This window comes from Haladaptatus litoreus, from assembly GCF_900156425.1.
GTDB lineage: Archaea > Halobacteriota > Halobacteria > Halobacteriales > Haladaptataceae > Haladaptatus > Haladaptatus litoreus.
The window spans coordinates 28320-42985 of record NZ_FTNO01000005.1; the positions used below are offsets into that span (position 1 = coordinate 28320).

At 60.1% G+C, this 14666-nt stretch carries 16 protein-coding genes; 8 read left to right on the forward strand and 8 right to left on the reverse strand.

Annotated features, from left to right (window positions below):
- The first annotated feature begins 99 nt into the window (after positions 1-99).
- A complete protein-coding gene (tuf, locus tag BW974_RS18165) occupies positions 100-1365 on the forward strand; it encodes a translation elongation factor EF-1 subunit alpha (protein ID WP_076431664.1) in 1266 nt (421 codons plus the stop codon).
- Positions 1366-1384: 19 nt separating this feature from the next.
- Here tuf and BW974_RS18170 read toward each other — a convergent pair whose 3' ends face one another.
- Complete coding sequence (locus BW974_RS18170; protein WP_076431665.1) at positions 1385-1756, reverse strand: hypothetical protein; 372 nt, start codon at positions 1754-1756, stop codon at positions 1385-1387.
- A gap of 91 nt (positions 1757-1847) precedes the next feature.
- On the opposite strand from BW974_RS18170, the gene BW974_RS18175 reads away from it, so the two are divergent.
- A complete protein-coding gene (locus tag BW974_RS18175) occupies positions 1848-2525 on the forward strand; it encodes a uracil-DNA glycosylase family protein (RefSeq protein WP_076431666.1) in 678 nt (225 codons plus the stop codon).
- Here BW974_RS18175 and BW974_RS18180 read toward each other — a convergent pair.
- The 3 genes from BW974_RS18180 to BW974_RS18190 form a co-directional block, all read right to left on the reverse strand.
- A complete protein-coding gene (locus tag BW974_RS18180; protein ID WP_076431667.1) occupies positions 2491-2679 on the reverse strand; it encodes a hypothetical protein in 189 nt (62 codons plus the stop codon). The two genes, BW974_RS18175 and BW974_RS18180, sit on opposite strands and share 35 nt — an antisense overlap.
- A gap of 82 nt (positions 2680-2761) precedes the next feature.
- Entirely contained in the window at positions 2762-2947 is a 186-nt protein-coding gene (locus BW974_RS18185; protein ID WP_076431668.1) for a DUF7576 family protein, read from the reverse strand.
- A gap of 72 nt (positions 2948-3019) precedes the next feature.
- Entirely contained in the window at positions 3020-3409 is a 390-nt protein-coding gene (locus tag BW974_RS18190) for a hypothetical protein (RefSeq protein WP_245800185.1), read from the reverse strand.
- Between the two features lie 154 nt (positions 3410-3563).
- On the opposite strand from BW974_RS18190, the gene BW974_RS27040 reads away from it, so the two are divergent.
- The 4 genes from BW974_RS27040 (at position 3564) to BW974_RS18205 (ending at position 5696) form a co-directional block, all read left to right on the forward strand.
- A complete protein-coding gene (locus tag BW974_RS27040; RefSeq protein ID WP_281247715.1) occupies positions 3564-3692 on the forward strand; it encodes a hypothetical protein in 129 nt (42 codons plus the stop codon).
- A complete protein-coding gene (locus tag BW974_RS18195) occupies positions 3689-4297 on the forward strand; it encodes a DUF7344 domain-containing protein (protein ID WP_076431669.1) in 609 nt (202 codons plus the stop codon). The genes BW974_RS27040 and BW974_RS18195 overlap by 4 nt, the downstream gene beginning before the upstream one ends.
- Positions 4298-4397: 100 nt before the next feature.
- Positions 4398-5390: an MBL fold metallo-hydrolase gene (locus tag BW974_RS18200; RefSeq protein WP_076432221.1), complete on the forward strand. Its 993-nt coding sequence runs from the start codon at positions 4398-4400 to the stop codon at positions 5388-5390.
- Between the two features lie 84 nt (positions 5391-5474).
- Entirely contained in the window at positions 5475-5696 is a 222-nt protein-coding gene (locus BW974_RS18205) for a hypothetical protein (RefSeq protein WP_076431670.1), read from the forward strand.
- A 13-nt stretch (positions 5697-5709) separates the two neighbouring features.
- On the opposite strand, the gene BW974_RS18210 is transcribed toward BW974_RS18205, so the two are convergent.
- Genes BW974_RS18210 through BW974_RS18220 form a run of 3 tightly spaced genes read right to left on the reverse strand, consistent with a single transcriptional unit; the run spans position 5710 to position 9044 of the window.
- On the reverse strand, positions 5710-6780 hold the full coding sequence (locus BW974_RS18210) for a sugar ABC transporter permease (RefSeq protein ID WP_076431671.1): 1071 nt from the start codon (positions 6778-6780) through the stop codon (positions 5710-5712).
- A complete protein-coding gene (locus BW974_RS18215) occupies positions 6777-7769 on the reverse strand; it encodes a carbohydrate ABC transporter permease (protein WP_076431672.1) in 993 nt (330 codons plus the stop codon). The genes BW974_RS18210 and BW974_RS18215 overlap by 4 nt, the downstream gene beginning before the upstream one ends.
- A 21-nt stretch (positions 7770-7790) precedes the next feature.
- The gene (locus tag BW974_RS18220; RefSeq protein WP_076431673.1) at positions 7791-9044 is read right to left on the reverse strand and encodes an extracellular solute-binding protein; all 1254 of its coding nucleotides are present in this window, start codon (positions 9042-9044) and stop codon (positions 7791-7793) included.
- A 192-nt stretch (positions 9045-9236) separates the two neighbouring features.
- On the opposite strand from BW974_RS18220, the gene BW974_RS18225 reads away from it, so the two are divergent.
- Positions 9237-10364 carry an ABC transporter ATP-binding protein gene (locus tag BW974_RS18225; RefSeq protein WP_076431674.1) on the forward strand — a complete coding sequence of 376 codons (1128 nt, stop codon included), beginning with the start codon at positions 9237-9239 and terminating at the stop codon, positions 10362-10364.
- 31 nt (positions 10365-10395) lie between these two features.
- On the opposite strand, the gene BW974_RS18230 is transcribed toward BW974_RS18225, so the two are convergent.
- Complete coding sequence (locus BW974_RS18230) at positions 10396-12453, reverse strand: DUF7997 domain-containing protein (protein ID WP_076431675.1); 2058 nt, start codon at positions 12451-12453, stop codon at positions 10396-10398.
- A 103-nt stretch (positions 12454-12556) separates the two neighbouring features.
- Here BW974_RS18230 and BW974_RS18235 point away from each other — a divergent pair, with 103 nt between their 5' ends.
- Positions 12557-14644 carry an alpha-amylase family glycosyl hydrolase gene (locus tag BW974_RS18235; RefSeq protein WP_076431676.1) on the forward strand — a complete coding sequence of 696 codons (2088 nt, stop codon included), beginning with the start codon at positions 12557-12559 and terminating at the stop codon, positions 14642-14644.
- Positions 14645-14666 lie beyond the last annotated feature (22 nt).

The window sequence follows — 14666 nt, forward strand, 5'->3', positions numbered from 1 at the left end:
CGAGTTATTTCGACCGTTAGCAGGCGAGAAACCGATGATTTCGACACAACTGTTTTTGTCGCGGAGAGTGAAAGAGACAGAGTACGGGGAAACAGGAAGATGCCAGACAAGCCACACCAGAACCTAGCGATTATCGGTCACGTAGACCACGGAAAATCGACGTTGGTCGGACGCCTCCTCTTCGAAACGGGAAGCGTTCCAGAGCACGTCATCGAACAGCACAAGAAAGAAGCAGAAGAGAAGGGCAAAGGCGGATTCGAGTTCGCCTACGTGATGGACAACCTCGCGGAGGAGCGCGAACGAGGGGTTACCATCGACATCGCCCATCAGGAGTTCGACACCGACGAATACTACTTCACCATCGTGGACACGCCGGGTCACCGCGACTTCGTGAAGAACATGATTACCGGCGCGAGCCAAGCCGACAACGCGGTCCTCGTCGTCGGCGCTGACGACGGCGTTCAACCACAGACGCAGGAACACGTGTTCCTCGCGCGGACGCTCGGCATCGGCGAACTCATCGTCGCCGTGAACAAGATGGACGCGGTCGATTACGACGAAGACCGCTACCGCGAGGTCGTCGCGGAAGTGAAAGACCTGCTGAATCAAGTCCGATTCAACACCGACGACGCCGAGTTCATCCCGATTTCAGCGTTAGAAGGCGACAACGTCGTCGAGGAAAGCGACAACACGCCGTGGTACGACGGCCGAGTCGTCCTCGAAGCGCTGAACAACCTGCCGGAGCCGGAGCCGCCGACGGATGCACCGCTCCGCCTGCCGATTCAGGACGTGTACACGATTTCCGGCATCGGAACGGTGCCAGTCGGCCGCGTCGAAACGGGAATCCTGAACGTCGGCGAATCGGTGTCGTTCCAACCGAGCGACGTGAGCGGCGAAGTGAAAACCATCGAGATGCACCACGAAGAAGTGCCGGAGGCCCAACCCGGCGACAACGTCGGATTCAACGTCCGTGGCGTCGGCAAAAACGACATTCGCAGGGGCGATGTCGCTGGCCCGGCGGACGACCCGCCGAAGGTCGCCGACACGTTCAAAGCCCAAATCGTCGTGATGCAACACCCCTCGGTTATCACCTCGGGGTACACGCCGGTCTTCCACGCGCACACGGCGCAAGTCGCCTGCACAATCGAAGCACTCGATCAGAAAATCAACCCCGCCAGCGGCGAGGTCGAGGAAGAACACCCCGACTTCATCCAAAGCGGAGACGCCGCCGTCGTAACCGTCAGACCGCAGAAACCGCTCTCAATCGAACCGTCGTCGGAGATTCCCGAACTGGGCAGTTTCGCGGTGCGGGACATGGGCCAGACGATTGCCGCGGGGCGAGTGCTGGAAGTGAACGAGAAGTAGGCGATTCGGCGCGGGACAGTCAGCTCGCTCCGACAGTCACGCCGAACTCGTTTTCGAACCGACTGCGAACATCTCGAATCGTTTCTCGATTTTCGTCGTGGGCGTCGTTCTCGAACCGTGAAAGCGCAGTAGCGACCATTTCCGCCTCTCGCTCCGAAAACGCCACGATTTCGGAACTTGTGTCTTCGAAGAACCCTTCACCGTACTGTTCGAACAGCACGTCGGTCGATTCGTCCTCCTCGAAGTCGAATTCCTCCTTTAGGTGTTCGCGGACGTTCGACGCCTGCTCGTCGGACGTTCCGCCTCGCGCTTGCTGTTCCGAAAGCGCCGAAATGACGACCCGTGCCTCGGGTCGAGTCAGTTCGAGTGATTCGTTGTTCGAGTGCGACATCCACGGGGTTCATCCCCGATGTCGCTAAACCGACCGGCCAAATTCGCACCAAACCGTACTGCCTTTAACCGCTACTAACCTACGAAATCCCGTGCAGAACGTCACGGACAGAATCAGCAACCCGTTCGGAATGCGCCCGCCCTGCCAACACGAATGCGTCCCCGGCGGAACCTGTACGGTGTTCGGTTACGGCGATGCGAACGCGGATTTTCACCTCGTCGGCGACCACCCCGGCGTCCACGGCGGCCACGAAACGAGCATACCCTTCACGGGAAGCGAGGCCGGTGAAACGCTTCAGCCAGTGCTAAACGATGTCGGCTTGCTCGGCGACGCCTACAGCGACGAACCGGCGATTCGGAACCTGTTCATGAGTTATCTCCACATGTGCTGTCTGCCGGGTGACCGCGAACCGACCCCGGCGGAGTACGGCGACATGGAGCGGTTTTTCGACGCCGAACTGCGGGCAATTGCGGCCCACATCCTGCTTCCAGTGGGGGAAAAAGCGACCGAACACGTCTTTTGGGAGTTCACCGCGCAGGCCGGAAAATACGGATTCGACGGCGGTACGCCGGACATGGCGGCGCTCCACGCAGAGGAAATCAAAGGACGCGGATTCCTCGTCGTGCCAGTGCGTGACCCACGCGAGTGGGAAGACGGAGATGCCGAAAAACTCAGAGTACGATTAGACGCGATTCTTGCAGGAGACTACCAGCAGACGGTGGATTTGGGTCGGTTCATGCCGGACGACGACCCATACGAGGTTCGGTAACTGTCGAGACGATTGTGACCACGATTCCGGCGAGTATCTCGACGGCGAGCAGTGCGACCGGAAGGACGACGAGCAAAAGCACGACGACGCCGACGACGGCGCCCACCCCGATTCCGACCTGTTTGACGCGCGATTCTGGAACTTGAACGTCCATACGAGATGGGTGCGCTCGGAGGGCGTAAAGCCCCGAGAACGTTTCCGCCGGATTCGATGGTTACTCGGGGTAAAACGACTCCTCAGTCCAGAAACGGCCCCGTCCATTCGTCCAAACAGTCCTCGCTACAGAAATGAAGTGTCACCCGTTCGATGTCGTTTGCGGTCGCGCCGTATCTCACGACGACCGTGGGATGGTGTTCCGCGATGTTCACCAACGTTCCGCAGTTGGCGCAGGTTTGAAACTCCTCGTTGTCAGCGTCGGTCATAGCGGGGGCACAACAGCCTCGTGAGTAAATCTACTGCCCGGATTTCTACCGACCGAGATTCGGGATACGAATCTATTCGAGTAACTCGCGCCGACTACCTCGCAGTTCAGCAGGGGTTGCGTCGGCGTTGACCGTATTCTCGACCACGTGGCGCACGTCCTGCGCGAGGACGGAGAGCGCCATAGCGCGGATGTACACCTCGTAATCGGCGTGCGTGACACTGTCGTCCTCGGCGACGACGTCGTTCACCACGTCGATTTCCGGTTCCCGCTCGGACAGTTCACAGATGCGAAGCGACACCTCGCGGTTCCAGAGGTCGAAGACGCATCCCCCGAGCGAGCGATACAGGGCGGAGCGCATGCTCATCCCGGCACCCATTCGTTCGTGGACATCGCCAGCGAGTTGGCGGACGCCGTGCCGGTACGAATCCCTGTTAAAGTGCTCCATCGTCGTGGAAAGCATCGATTTCCAAATATTAAAAGCCCGATGACTGTCCCGGAAACGAGAGAATGTTATCGTATCCGGTAGTACCATCGCAGATTTATTTATAAATTAAACCATGCCCATTGACCCAGACCCAACACCTTTTTAAAATCTACCAGAGATATTGAATCACATGGCACGCGAGCAACGAAACGACCGATTACCGGAACGAATGAGAACGCCGGTACGAACCAACGACGATAATCCGGGCTTGAACGACGCGAATCGAGGGGTAAGCGACAACTACCGGGACAAACGATGAGCGTGAGCAGCGACTCACAACCGGTAGACGAGTTCGAGAGTGCGGTCGAAGACCGACCCGAACCGCTGTCGCGCGACAAAATCTTCCACATTCTCCAGACACAACGTCGGCGGGACGCGCTTCGATATCTCAAGGACACCGATGGTCGCATCGAAATGCGTGACCTCGCAGAACAGGTCGCCGCGTGGGAAAACGACACGACAGTACGAGAACTCTCCTCCAACGAGCGCCAGCGCGTGTACATCGCCCTCTACCAGTCCCACCTCCCGAAACTCGACAACGAAGGCATCATCGACTACAATAAAAGTCGGGGAATCGTCGAACGCGGCCCGCTGGCCGACCAGTTCGACCCGTACCTCAACGCCCCCGGCGAAACCGCGGGCGAGAACAAACCCGACGCCGACATGGGAGACGGTTCGGACGACACCGAACTGCCGTGGCTTCGATATTACCGACGTCTCACGGCGGTCGGAATCGCCCTCGTTTCTTCCGCGTGGGTCGGCGTCCGACCGTTCTCGCTCGTCCCCGACCTGGTTTGGGGTGCGCTCCTCGTTTCGGCGTTCGGGGCGCTCTCGCTCGCACAGATTCTAACGGACGATTCGTAACGCGACACAGTGTTTTGCGATCTGCTTTGTGATGTCCGAGTAGTGACACCGTTCGAGTCGAGAACAAAAGTGACATCATATCCGACAGATGACTCTAACTGTGAATCGGATTCGACTCGGAAACACGGAGTTCGAGGGGGAAAACAGCGTTTACGTGCTCGGCACCGCAGCGGACGAGCAGACGACGCTCATCGACACGAGTGTGAGAACGCCCGAAACCCTCGACGCGCTCCGGTCGGGACTGGCCGAGCACGGCCAGTCCCTCGCGGACGTAGAACAGGTCGTCCTCACCCACTGGCATCCCGACCACGCCGGACTCGCCGGAACGGTACAGGAAGAAAGCGGCGCGACGGTGTTCGTTCACGAAGCCGATGCGGCACTGGTGGCTCAGGAGGACGAGGCGTGGGACGTGTTCGAAGCGCGCCAGCGAACCCTCCTCCGCGAGTGGGGCCTTCCGAAACCGATTCAGAAGGCGGTGTTGGCGACGGCGGAGAAGGTCGGCCGACTCGACGGCCCGGCACCCACCATCGAGCGAATTTCGGCGGGCGACGAACTCGACTGTGCCACTGGACTCGAAACCGTTCATCTGCCGGGGCACACCGAGGGACTCGTCGGGTTTGCCTTCGACGGTAACGCAGGTCGAGAACTGTTCTCCGGGGACGCCCTCCTCCCCGACATCACGCCGAACGTCGGCGGTGCCGACGTTCGACTCGACAATCCGTTGGCGGCGTATCTGGACACGCTTTCCCATTTCATCGACTCCGATTACGACCGCGCGTGGCCGGGCCACGGCGACGTGATGGAAACCCCTGCGGAGCGAGCGCGGGAAATCCGAAACCACCACCGCGAACGTGCAGAGAACATTCTCGACGTGCTGGCCGACCACGGGTCTGCAGACCCGTGGTCGGTTGCCGGACACCTGTTCGGGGAACTTGACGGCATCCACGTTCTCCACGGGCCGGGCGAAGCCTACGCCCACCTCGAACATCTCGCGGAATCGGGCGCAGTCCGCCGAGTTGAAAACGAGTACGAACTGGTCGAGCATCCGGATTTGGACGCACTATTTGGGGATGCTGTGGCGGTTCGTCAGTAGTCAGCGATAGCTTCGCTTAGAGTGTTTCCGCGACCGAAGTAAATGATGAAAGACATTTTATGCTATTCGACTCGATAGCCGAGCATGACCCGCCAGTCCGCCGCCACCGATGCCGCCATCAACGGCATCGTCGGTATCGCTGTCCTCTCCGCTGGAACCCTTTCGGCGTCGGTAGTCGCCATCATGCTCAATCCGTGGCTTACCGCCATACCGGCACTGCTCATCTGGGCCACGTTCGCCTTCTACGGATTCAAGCAGTTTGCCTACGGCCTTCACACGGTTGTGGGAGATGCGACGAGAAAATAGAGAAACTGTTTCCTTATCCTTCCATCCCGCCGAAGGACAGACCGCTTTCGATGTAGCGCTGTGCGAACAGATACACCAGCATGATGGGCGTGGCGAAGGTCAACGCGAAGGCCGAAAAGCGCGCCCACGGCGTCGAATACTTGCCGACGAGGCTGTACAGTCCCACCGGAAGCGTGTACTTGTCCGCGTCGAGCAGGAGTTGCGCGACAATGAACTCCGTCCATCCAGCGAGGAAACTGAAGACCAGCACGGTTGCCAGTCCGGCCTTCGACAGCGGGAGGATGATTTCCCAGACGATTCGCCACGAGGACGCGCCGTCCATCATCGCCGCCTCCTCGTAGGAGGTCGGAATGCTGTCCATGTACGTTTTCAATAGCCACGTGTTGAACGGCACGGCAGTCGCGGCGTAGTACGCCGACAGCGCGAGTTTGCTGTTGTCCAGTCCGACCTGAACGAACGTGGCGTACAGCGCGATGAGCGCGGCGACGCCCAAGCCGCCGCCGACCTGCGTGAACAGGACGTAGCCGTACAAAATTTTCGAGCGGAAGATGAACTTCCGACGCGACAGCGCGTAGGCCGCCGGGACGACGATGCACATTGTCAGGATGACCGTCGGAATCGCAACCGTGAGGCTGTTCCAGAGGAACACCGGGAAGTCCGAACAACCGCCGTACTGGGCGCAGTCCACAGTGGTCGAGATGCCCGGCGTGTTCAGCGCAATTTCGTAGCCGAGCAGGCCGATGGCGATTTCGGTGCTCGGAATCTCCATCCCGCCGAGAACCCAGAGGTAGGCGTCCGGGGACGGATTTTTCGGCCAGAGCCGAATCCCGCTGGACGAATACAACGACCCGCCGCCGCCCGACAGCGAGGCGAGGAAAATCCAGTAAATCGGGAACAGGAGCGCGCCTATCATCAGCAGTGCGGACGAGGTGGCGAGGACTTTCGCTGCCACCCGTCGCGGCGGAACGTCGCCGTTTTGCAAGCCGACGATGGTGTACCGAACCGTCTCACCGGCGCGAACCGGCGCGCCGAGAACGTGTTTCACGTCTTCGGCTAATTTTCCTGAAATGCCGTCGGCGCTCATTCGTTCACCCCCTCCGCGAGGCGGCCGCGCTTGACGTTCAGGAACATGAAGCCGCTGATGACGATGAGCGTCAGCGTCATGATGGCGGCACCCATGCCGTACTGGTCGAAGCGAAACGCTTCACGGTAGCCGTACACGATGAGCAGTTCGTTCTGCCGGAGCGGGCCGCCCTTGTTCATCACGAACGGGATGAGGAACTGCTGGAACGACGCCGCCGCCGTCAGGATGGATGCGAACAGAACTGGCCGTTTGATGGACGGGAGCGTAACGTGCAGGAATCGGGAGAAGAATCCCGCGCCGTCAACCATCGCCGCGTCGTGGAGTTCCTCGGGAACGTCCTGAAGCGCGCTCACGATGATGATGACCATGAACGGGTAGGCCAGCCACGCTTCCGTGATGTTGTAGGCGAGGAACGCTGTCCAGCGTTCGTCCAGCCACAGTATCGGCTGGAGGTTGATTATTTCGAGCAGTTGGTTCGCCAACCCGTACTGGGCGTTGCTGAAGATGCCCCGCCAGACGGTGATGGTGAAGATGGCCGGAAGCCCCATCGGGATGATGATGAACGAGCGCATGTAGCGCCGACCGACGACGTGTTCGTTGGTCAGAACGAGCGCGATGGCGATGCTGAGCGCGATTTTGAGCGTCACGCTCGTGAACACGAACAGCCACGAAACGCCCATCGAGTTCCAGAAACTCGCATTGATGGGGAGTTGCGTTCGATAGCCGAACAGGTCGAGGGTGAAGTGCGGCGTGCCGAACAACACCTGCATGTAGTTGTCGAATCCGATGAACGAAAAGGACTGGTTGAACAGCGTCACGTTCGTCGCGTCGGTGAACGAGAGGTACACCGAGTACGCAATGGGGTAGAACATGAACGCCGAGAACAGAAACAGCCCTGGCAGTACGAGGAGCAGGGGCAGGTCGTCCCGGTCGAACACCGGATTTTCGAGCGCTTGCGCGCCGCGTGAGAACGTCGAGCGAATACTCATTGAAATGGTGGGTGTGTGGTGTTAGTCCCAGTTCTGTTTGATGGTCTTCTCGGCCTGCTGGAACGCCGGTTTGGCGTCCTGATTACCCTTAGCAACCTTCGTGAAGGCGTTTTTGAGTGGGTCCCAAACGCTGGCCATGTGCTTGTGCGTCGGAATAGGTTCGCCCATCTGGACAGTCTGTGAGTAGGCCTTGGTTGCGGCGGACAGTTCGTCGCTCCCGGCGAGGTCTTGGTGAACCGGAATGAATCCATGTTGGTCGGCGAGCGCGGAGAGAACGTCCGTGTTCGTGGTGTGCCACTCGGCGAATTTCCGCGCGGCCTCGGCGCTCTTTCCGCCGTCGTTCATCTTCTTCGAGAAGTACCACATTTTGACGGTCGTGTACGGCTTCGGCTCTCCGCCCTCAGGTTTCGGAAGCGGTGCGACACCGACATCGAGGTCGGAATCACGAACGGTGCCGAGGAACCATGGGCCGTTGATTGCGAACGGGGCGTTACCTTCGTTGAACACCGCGGCCTGCGGGTCGTAGGCGTGGTCTTTCGGGATGTATTTCATCAGTTCGTCGCGGACGAATCGGAATCCCTGCAGGGTCTTTTCGTTCGTTAGACCGAGTTCGTCGTTCTGTTCGTCGTAGTAGAATCCGCCGAACGCCTGCACGTAGCCGCTGATGAAGTACGGGTCGATGGGGAACGAAAGTCCGTATTTTCCGTTGCCTGGGTCGTGATGTTCGTCCATGATGGACTGCATGTCGGCCACCGTCTCCGGCGGTTCGTCCACCAGTTCCTTGTTGTAGAGCAGGCTGACCGTCTCCGCGGCCCACGGCAGGCCGAGAACTTCGCCGTTGAACTGCACCGCCTTCGCGGCGGCATCCGTGTACGTCGATTCGAGGTCGACGGACAGGTCGCTTTTCTGGTCGGAGAGGAAGCCGGATGGCTGATATTCGCCAATCCAGTCGTGCGCCCACTGGAACATGTGGGGGCCTTTGCCCGCCGGAATCGCGTTTTCCAACTTCTTTTCGAGTTCCGAAATCTCGGAGAGTTGTATCGCGAACTCCGTCTCGCTGCCGAACGTTCCAACGTTCTCCTCCAAATTCTTCTTCGGGCCTTTCGGGCGCGAATGCCAGAGTTGCGCAGTTCCGCCGGAGGAATCGCCATCCCCGGAACCGTCTCCTGACGTGTCGTCGTCCGAGTTGCCGTCGTTTACGCTGATACAGCCAGCCAAGGTTGCACCAGCCAATGCACCGCCAGTTTGGATGAATCGTCGCCGTGGGTATGACATCGGTTTATCCGTTATGAAATATGACTTCACGTATTTAATCCTTAGGTATTTTCGTGTCCTTTTGAATGGCACGGACTCACATTGCCCTCACATCCGCCGGTTTTCGGCGTCTCAAAAGCAGTATGAAAAATCACATCACGGATTTAGTACGATGGGAAAGGACTTTACCGTGGCACGACACCACACGAAGTAATGGCAAGCCTTCGACTGAAGAACCTCAGAAAGGAGTTCGACCGCGGCCAAATCGTCGCGGTGGACGACCTGAACCTCGATATCGAGGACGGCGAGTTCGTCACCCTCGTCGGCCCGTCGGGGTGTGGAAAGACGACGACCCTCAGGATGATTGCCGGACTGGAACGCGCCACCTCCGGCAACATCTACATCGGCGACGACGACGTGACCGACGTGCACGCGAAAAACCGCGACGTGGCGATGGTGTTCCAGAACTACGCGCTCTATCCACACAAAACCGTCGAGGAGAACATGTCGTTCGGCCTGCGGATGAGCACCGACCTCTCGAAAGACGAGCGCTACGAGCGCGTCTACGAGGCCGCCGAGATGATGGGCATCGAGGATTTGTTGGACGACAAACCCGACGAACTCTCCGGCGGGCAGAAACAGCGCGTTGCCCTCGGCCGCGCAATCGTGCGCGAACCCGACATCTTCCTGTTCGACGAACCGCTAAGCAACCTCGACGCGAAACTCCGCACCACGATGCGCACCGAAATCCAGCGCATCCAGCAGGAGCTCGGTATCACCGCGGTGTACGTCACGCACGACCAAGAGGAGGCGATGACGATGGGCGACCGAATCGTCATCCTCCGCGACGGCGAACTGCAACAGATGGGCGCGCCGACCACCGTCTACGAGAATCCGACGAACAGTTTCGTCGGCGGATTCGTCGGGTCGCCGAGCATGAACTTCATCGACGTTCGCGCGACGAACGATTCGGGCGAAGTCGTGCTCAGGGACGGCGAGGGCGACTTTTCCTGTCACCTCTCGTCTTCTTTCTCCGGGCGAATCGAAAGTGCGAACGAACAGTTCACGGTCGGCATCCGACCCGAGGACGTGTTCCCCGCAACAGGCGAGGAACGAAACGTCCTCGAAACCACTGTCGAAGTTGTGGAACCCATCGGGAGCGACAACTACCTCTACCTCGACCTCGCGGAGGATTTCATCGCTCGCGTCGGTTCCGACGTGGAACCCGCACCGGGCGACAGGATTCAGGTGACGTTTGCGGAAGACGACGTGCACGTCTTCGACAGCGAGAACGGGAAAGTCGTTGCTGACGAGAAAGAAAGCGCGAAAGCGTCGGTCTGAGGGTCGAATCTATCGGAGTCGAACGCCGCTTTCAGTCCAGCGCCGTTTTCACTTCTTCTGCTTCCAGCACACCGTGTTCGTCCAGTGACGCCACCGTCGCCAGTCGAATCGCATGCGGCCATCCGAGCGGTGTCGCGCTGTCCGCCGCACCCACGTCGAAGAACTGCTCGGGCAGGTAGCCGGAATCAGCACAGAGCGGGCCGTCGGGCAGGAGGAGCGAGAGGAGTTCGCGCGACCGACGCGCGAACTCGTCGGCGCGCGCGTCGTCGCGCGCCGACAGCAGGTGGGCGAGTTCCGCCGCAGCGTTGGCACCCCACGCGGTCGAAACCGTCCAGATTTTCGATTCGTCCTGCTCGCGCTTTCGCCAGTCGTCCTCGTCGAATCGCGCGAGGCCGCGAATATCGCTTTCCGCCGGGTCGCGCCAGAGGCCGTCCAAAACGGCCTCTGTGTGGGAAACGAGACGGTCAACCTGTTCTGCATCGAGGTCGGCAACTTGGGAGTAAGCGCGATGTGCGCCAGCGAGGGCAAGGGCGCTGGAATCGAGGCGAGCGTCAATCTCGCCGTCGTCCAGTCGAAGGGCGTAGAACTCGCCCGTCCAGAGATTGTCGAGTCCGGACAGAACCGCCTCCGCCTGCGATTTCACGCGCTCGCTGAGTTCCGTGTCGAGTGGCGCGCTGGCGAGTGTGGCGTAGGCTTCGAGGTATGTCGCGGCGGTGTGGGCAAATCGTCCAGTCATGTTCTCCCACGCGTTCTGGCAGTGAATTGGCAGGCCGTCCGATTCGAGGGTGTCGTCCAGTCCGTCGAGAGCGGAGTCGAGGGTCGTCCGAATTTCGGATTCGAGTGCCGAATCCACGTCGCCGTCGCGGAGATAGCTCGCGAGGAACGCGATGACGCTACCCGTCTGGTCGGCCTGATAATCTGCACCGTCTCCCGCCTCGATACGGGCGTTGGCCCAACCGGGCGCGATGGTTCCGTCGCGGGGCCAGACGCGGTGGGGCCACGTTCCGTCCTCGTGCTGGGTGTCGCAGTAGAACTGCGCGCTTCGGGCGTGCCAGTCCGAAAGCGAGAGGCCGAAGTGGCTGTCGGACGCGAGCAGGAAGCGCGAAATCTCCCCGTCGTCGCGAAACCACGTGTAGCCGTACCCGCCGGAGTAGGCGTAGAACGGGTCGAAATCCGGCCCGGCGATTCGCGCCCCGGTGTCCGCCGAAAGGAGCGAGAGGACGCGCAAATCGGAAACGACTGCTTCGTTTTCGGGCGTGTTGGGCCGTTTCGGAATCTGTTCCGCCGCGGCGGTCTGAATTTCCTCGGACGAATCGTATTTTTCGGCGAGTTCACGGATTCGGTCGAGAGCATCCTCACGCAGCGTTTCACCGTGGTCGGCGAGAAGCGAGACGAAGGTCACGCCTTCGTCGTCTTCGTCGCCTTCGCTAGTCAGTACAACCGGAACGACGAGTTCGCCGCTGAGTCTGCTCTCCTCATATCGCCCGGCCTCGTCGGTTTGGGGAACCTCCGTTGCCCGGTCGGAGACGAGAGAGGCGAAATCGGTCGGCACCTGCCCGTGGATTGCTTCCGGTTCGGGGCTGATTGCGAGGTAGTCGTGTTCGTCTGCGTGGAACATCTCGATTACGTCGCCGTGTCGCAGTTGCCCGATTCGGTCGTCACGGCCGTCGGGCGCGAAGCCGAGATAGGCGACCAGTTCGGCGGACTCGTTGGGGAAACCATCCGAAACGAAGTGCGTGACATGGGCGTCCGAAATCGTCAAATCGTACTGCGTCACCGACCAGTCGTCCGCTTCGTGTTCGGTGACGACGAGTGCGGTTTCGCCGTCGTATCGCTGTGTGGAGTCGATGTCGTCGCTGTCGAACCACGTCGTCTCGCCGTCGCGTCGAACCCCGAATCGGGAGCGGTCGATTCCGTACTGCCCGGATAGGGGGTAAGAGTAGTCGCGGAGCGAACCGTCCGGGACGACGTGAACGAGTCGGGCATCAAGGCCGGAAAACCGGCCTGCGGGCGTCCTGCGCTCACCGGGGAAGCGTGTCTCACTCCCACGATGGCGCTTGTAGTCTGCGAGGGTGTCGCGGAGCGTCATCAGTTGCACCACGAGTGGCTGTACTAAAATACTTGGTGAAATAATCGTTCACAGATTAACAAAATTCCAAACGTTGTTACCCCCTGCGTGAGGTGTGTCGAGTATGCACGAATTAGCCCCACCGCGGTTTACCTCCGTCGGCGAGGCGGTCGAACTCGCGCCTCGTGACCCGAATCCGGAATCGGAGTACGAATGGTCGGTCGAAAGTCGGCCGGACGAGAGTTCGGCGACGGTCGGTGATTCACCGGTCGTTCACTTCGAACCCGACGAACCCGGCGTCTATCGGCTTTGTCTCTCCGGGACAGAAGACGACAGCCACCGACTCGTGCGCGCGTTTCCCGACGAGCGTCGAACCGCGCGGTTCGAACTGCCCGTCAGCGACCTCCCGATTCCGCAGGCGGAACTCGATTCCATCTGCATCGCCGGGCCGTTCAACGAGCATCTGGTCGGAAGAAATCGCCCGACCTTCGAGGACGGGCGCTACGTCTTCGAAACCCGACTTCCGCCGGGTGACTACCCCTACGGATTCCTGATGAACGACGACCTTACCGAACAGGTGCAGGACACCCTGACGGTTCCGGGGCCGGGGCGGCCACGGATTCGTTTGGATAGTGAACTCGACGGCGACGAAATCGTAATTTCGGCAGAAGCGAGTTCGGCACCGAATAGCGAATTTTCGGACGACGAACTAAAAACGGAGTTTTACGTGGAGGGCACAGCGGACGACCGAGACAGCGTCTCGGTCGTCCGAAACCAGCGAAGCCTCCGGCTTTCCCGCGAGGAGAACGGGGACGAAATTCGAGTTCACGCCGTCGCAGTCGGCGAGCGCCACAGCGTCGCCGACTGCGTGGAAATCGCCGAGGGAAAAGAGGAAAAAGTTCGGGAGCGCGAAATCCGAAGCCCCAACGACGCGCCGGAGTGGGCCGAATCGCCGACAGTGTACGAGATTTTCGTCAGGTCGTTCGCGGGCGAAACGGTGGATACGACCTTCACGGAACTGGAACGTCGAGTTCCCTACCTCGAATCGCTGAACGTGGACTGTGTCTGGTTGACGCCGATTTTGGGCAGTCCGACCGACCACGGATACCACACGACGAACTACTTCGAAACCGCGGACGACCTCGGCACGCGCGAGGAGTTCGCGTCCTTCGTTTCTCGGTGCCACGAGGCCGACATTCGAGTCATCTTCGACCTCGTCATCAACCACTCCTCGCGCGACCATCCCGCGTTCCAGATGAGCGCGGCAGGGGTGCCGGAATACAGGGATTGGTACGTCTGGGAGACAGACGAAGAGACCGGCGAGAAGCGCGCACAACGCTACTTCAACTGGGAGCAGATTCCGAACTTCAACTTCGATTCGCTCGCGGTACGCCGATTGCTCCTCGACGTGGTTGACGAGTGGGCCGGAATGGTCGATGGTTTCCGATGCGACGTGGCGTGGGGCGTGCCACACGAGTTCTGGAAGGAAGTCGCGGAGCGGGTTCCGGACGATTTCCTCCTGCTGGACGAGACGATTCCGCGCGACCCCGACTACCACGAAGGCGAGTTCACGATGCACTACGACACGACACTGTATCACACTCTGCGTGAAATCGGACAGGGTGAGAGACCTGCCACCGCGATTTTCGACGCGCTGGAAGACGCCGGGCGCGTTGGATTCCCCGACAGTGCAGTACACCTCAGATACGTCGAAAACCACGACGAATCACGCTATCTGGACGAGTGCGGTCGAGACGCACTGAAAGCCGCGACTGCCGCGACGTTCACGCTTCCGGGCGCACCGATGATTTACTACGGGCAGGAACGCGGCATGACCGAGTACCGTGGAACGATGCAGTGGGAACACGGCGACGACGAGTTGACTGCGTTCCATCGCGCGCTGAGCGAACTGCGCGACGAGTATCCGGTTCTGCGTGATGGAGCAGTGGAGCAGGTAGAATTTGAATGCGACTCGGAGAACGTCGTCGCGTTCACGCGCGAGTCTACGGACTCGCGCGCAGTCGTCGTCCTGAACTTCGGCGAATCGGCGCGAGAGGTGACTGTGGATACAGCAATCGAGGACGTGAATCTCGTGACAGGCGAGGGGATTGCGGGCACAGAAGACAGAGACGGCGAAGTGGCCGCGGAAGACGACAACAGCAGAACGAAATTCACGGTCGAAAGCGTCGTCGTCGCTCGCGTCACCGAGTGAAGTTTATACTTTCACGGAGAAG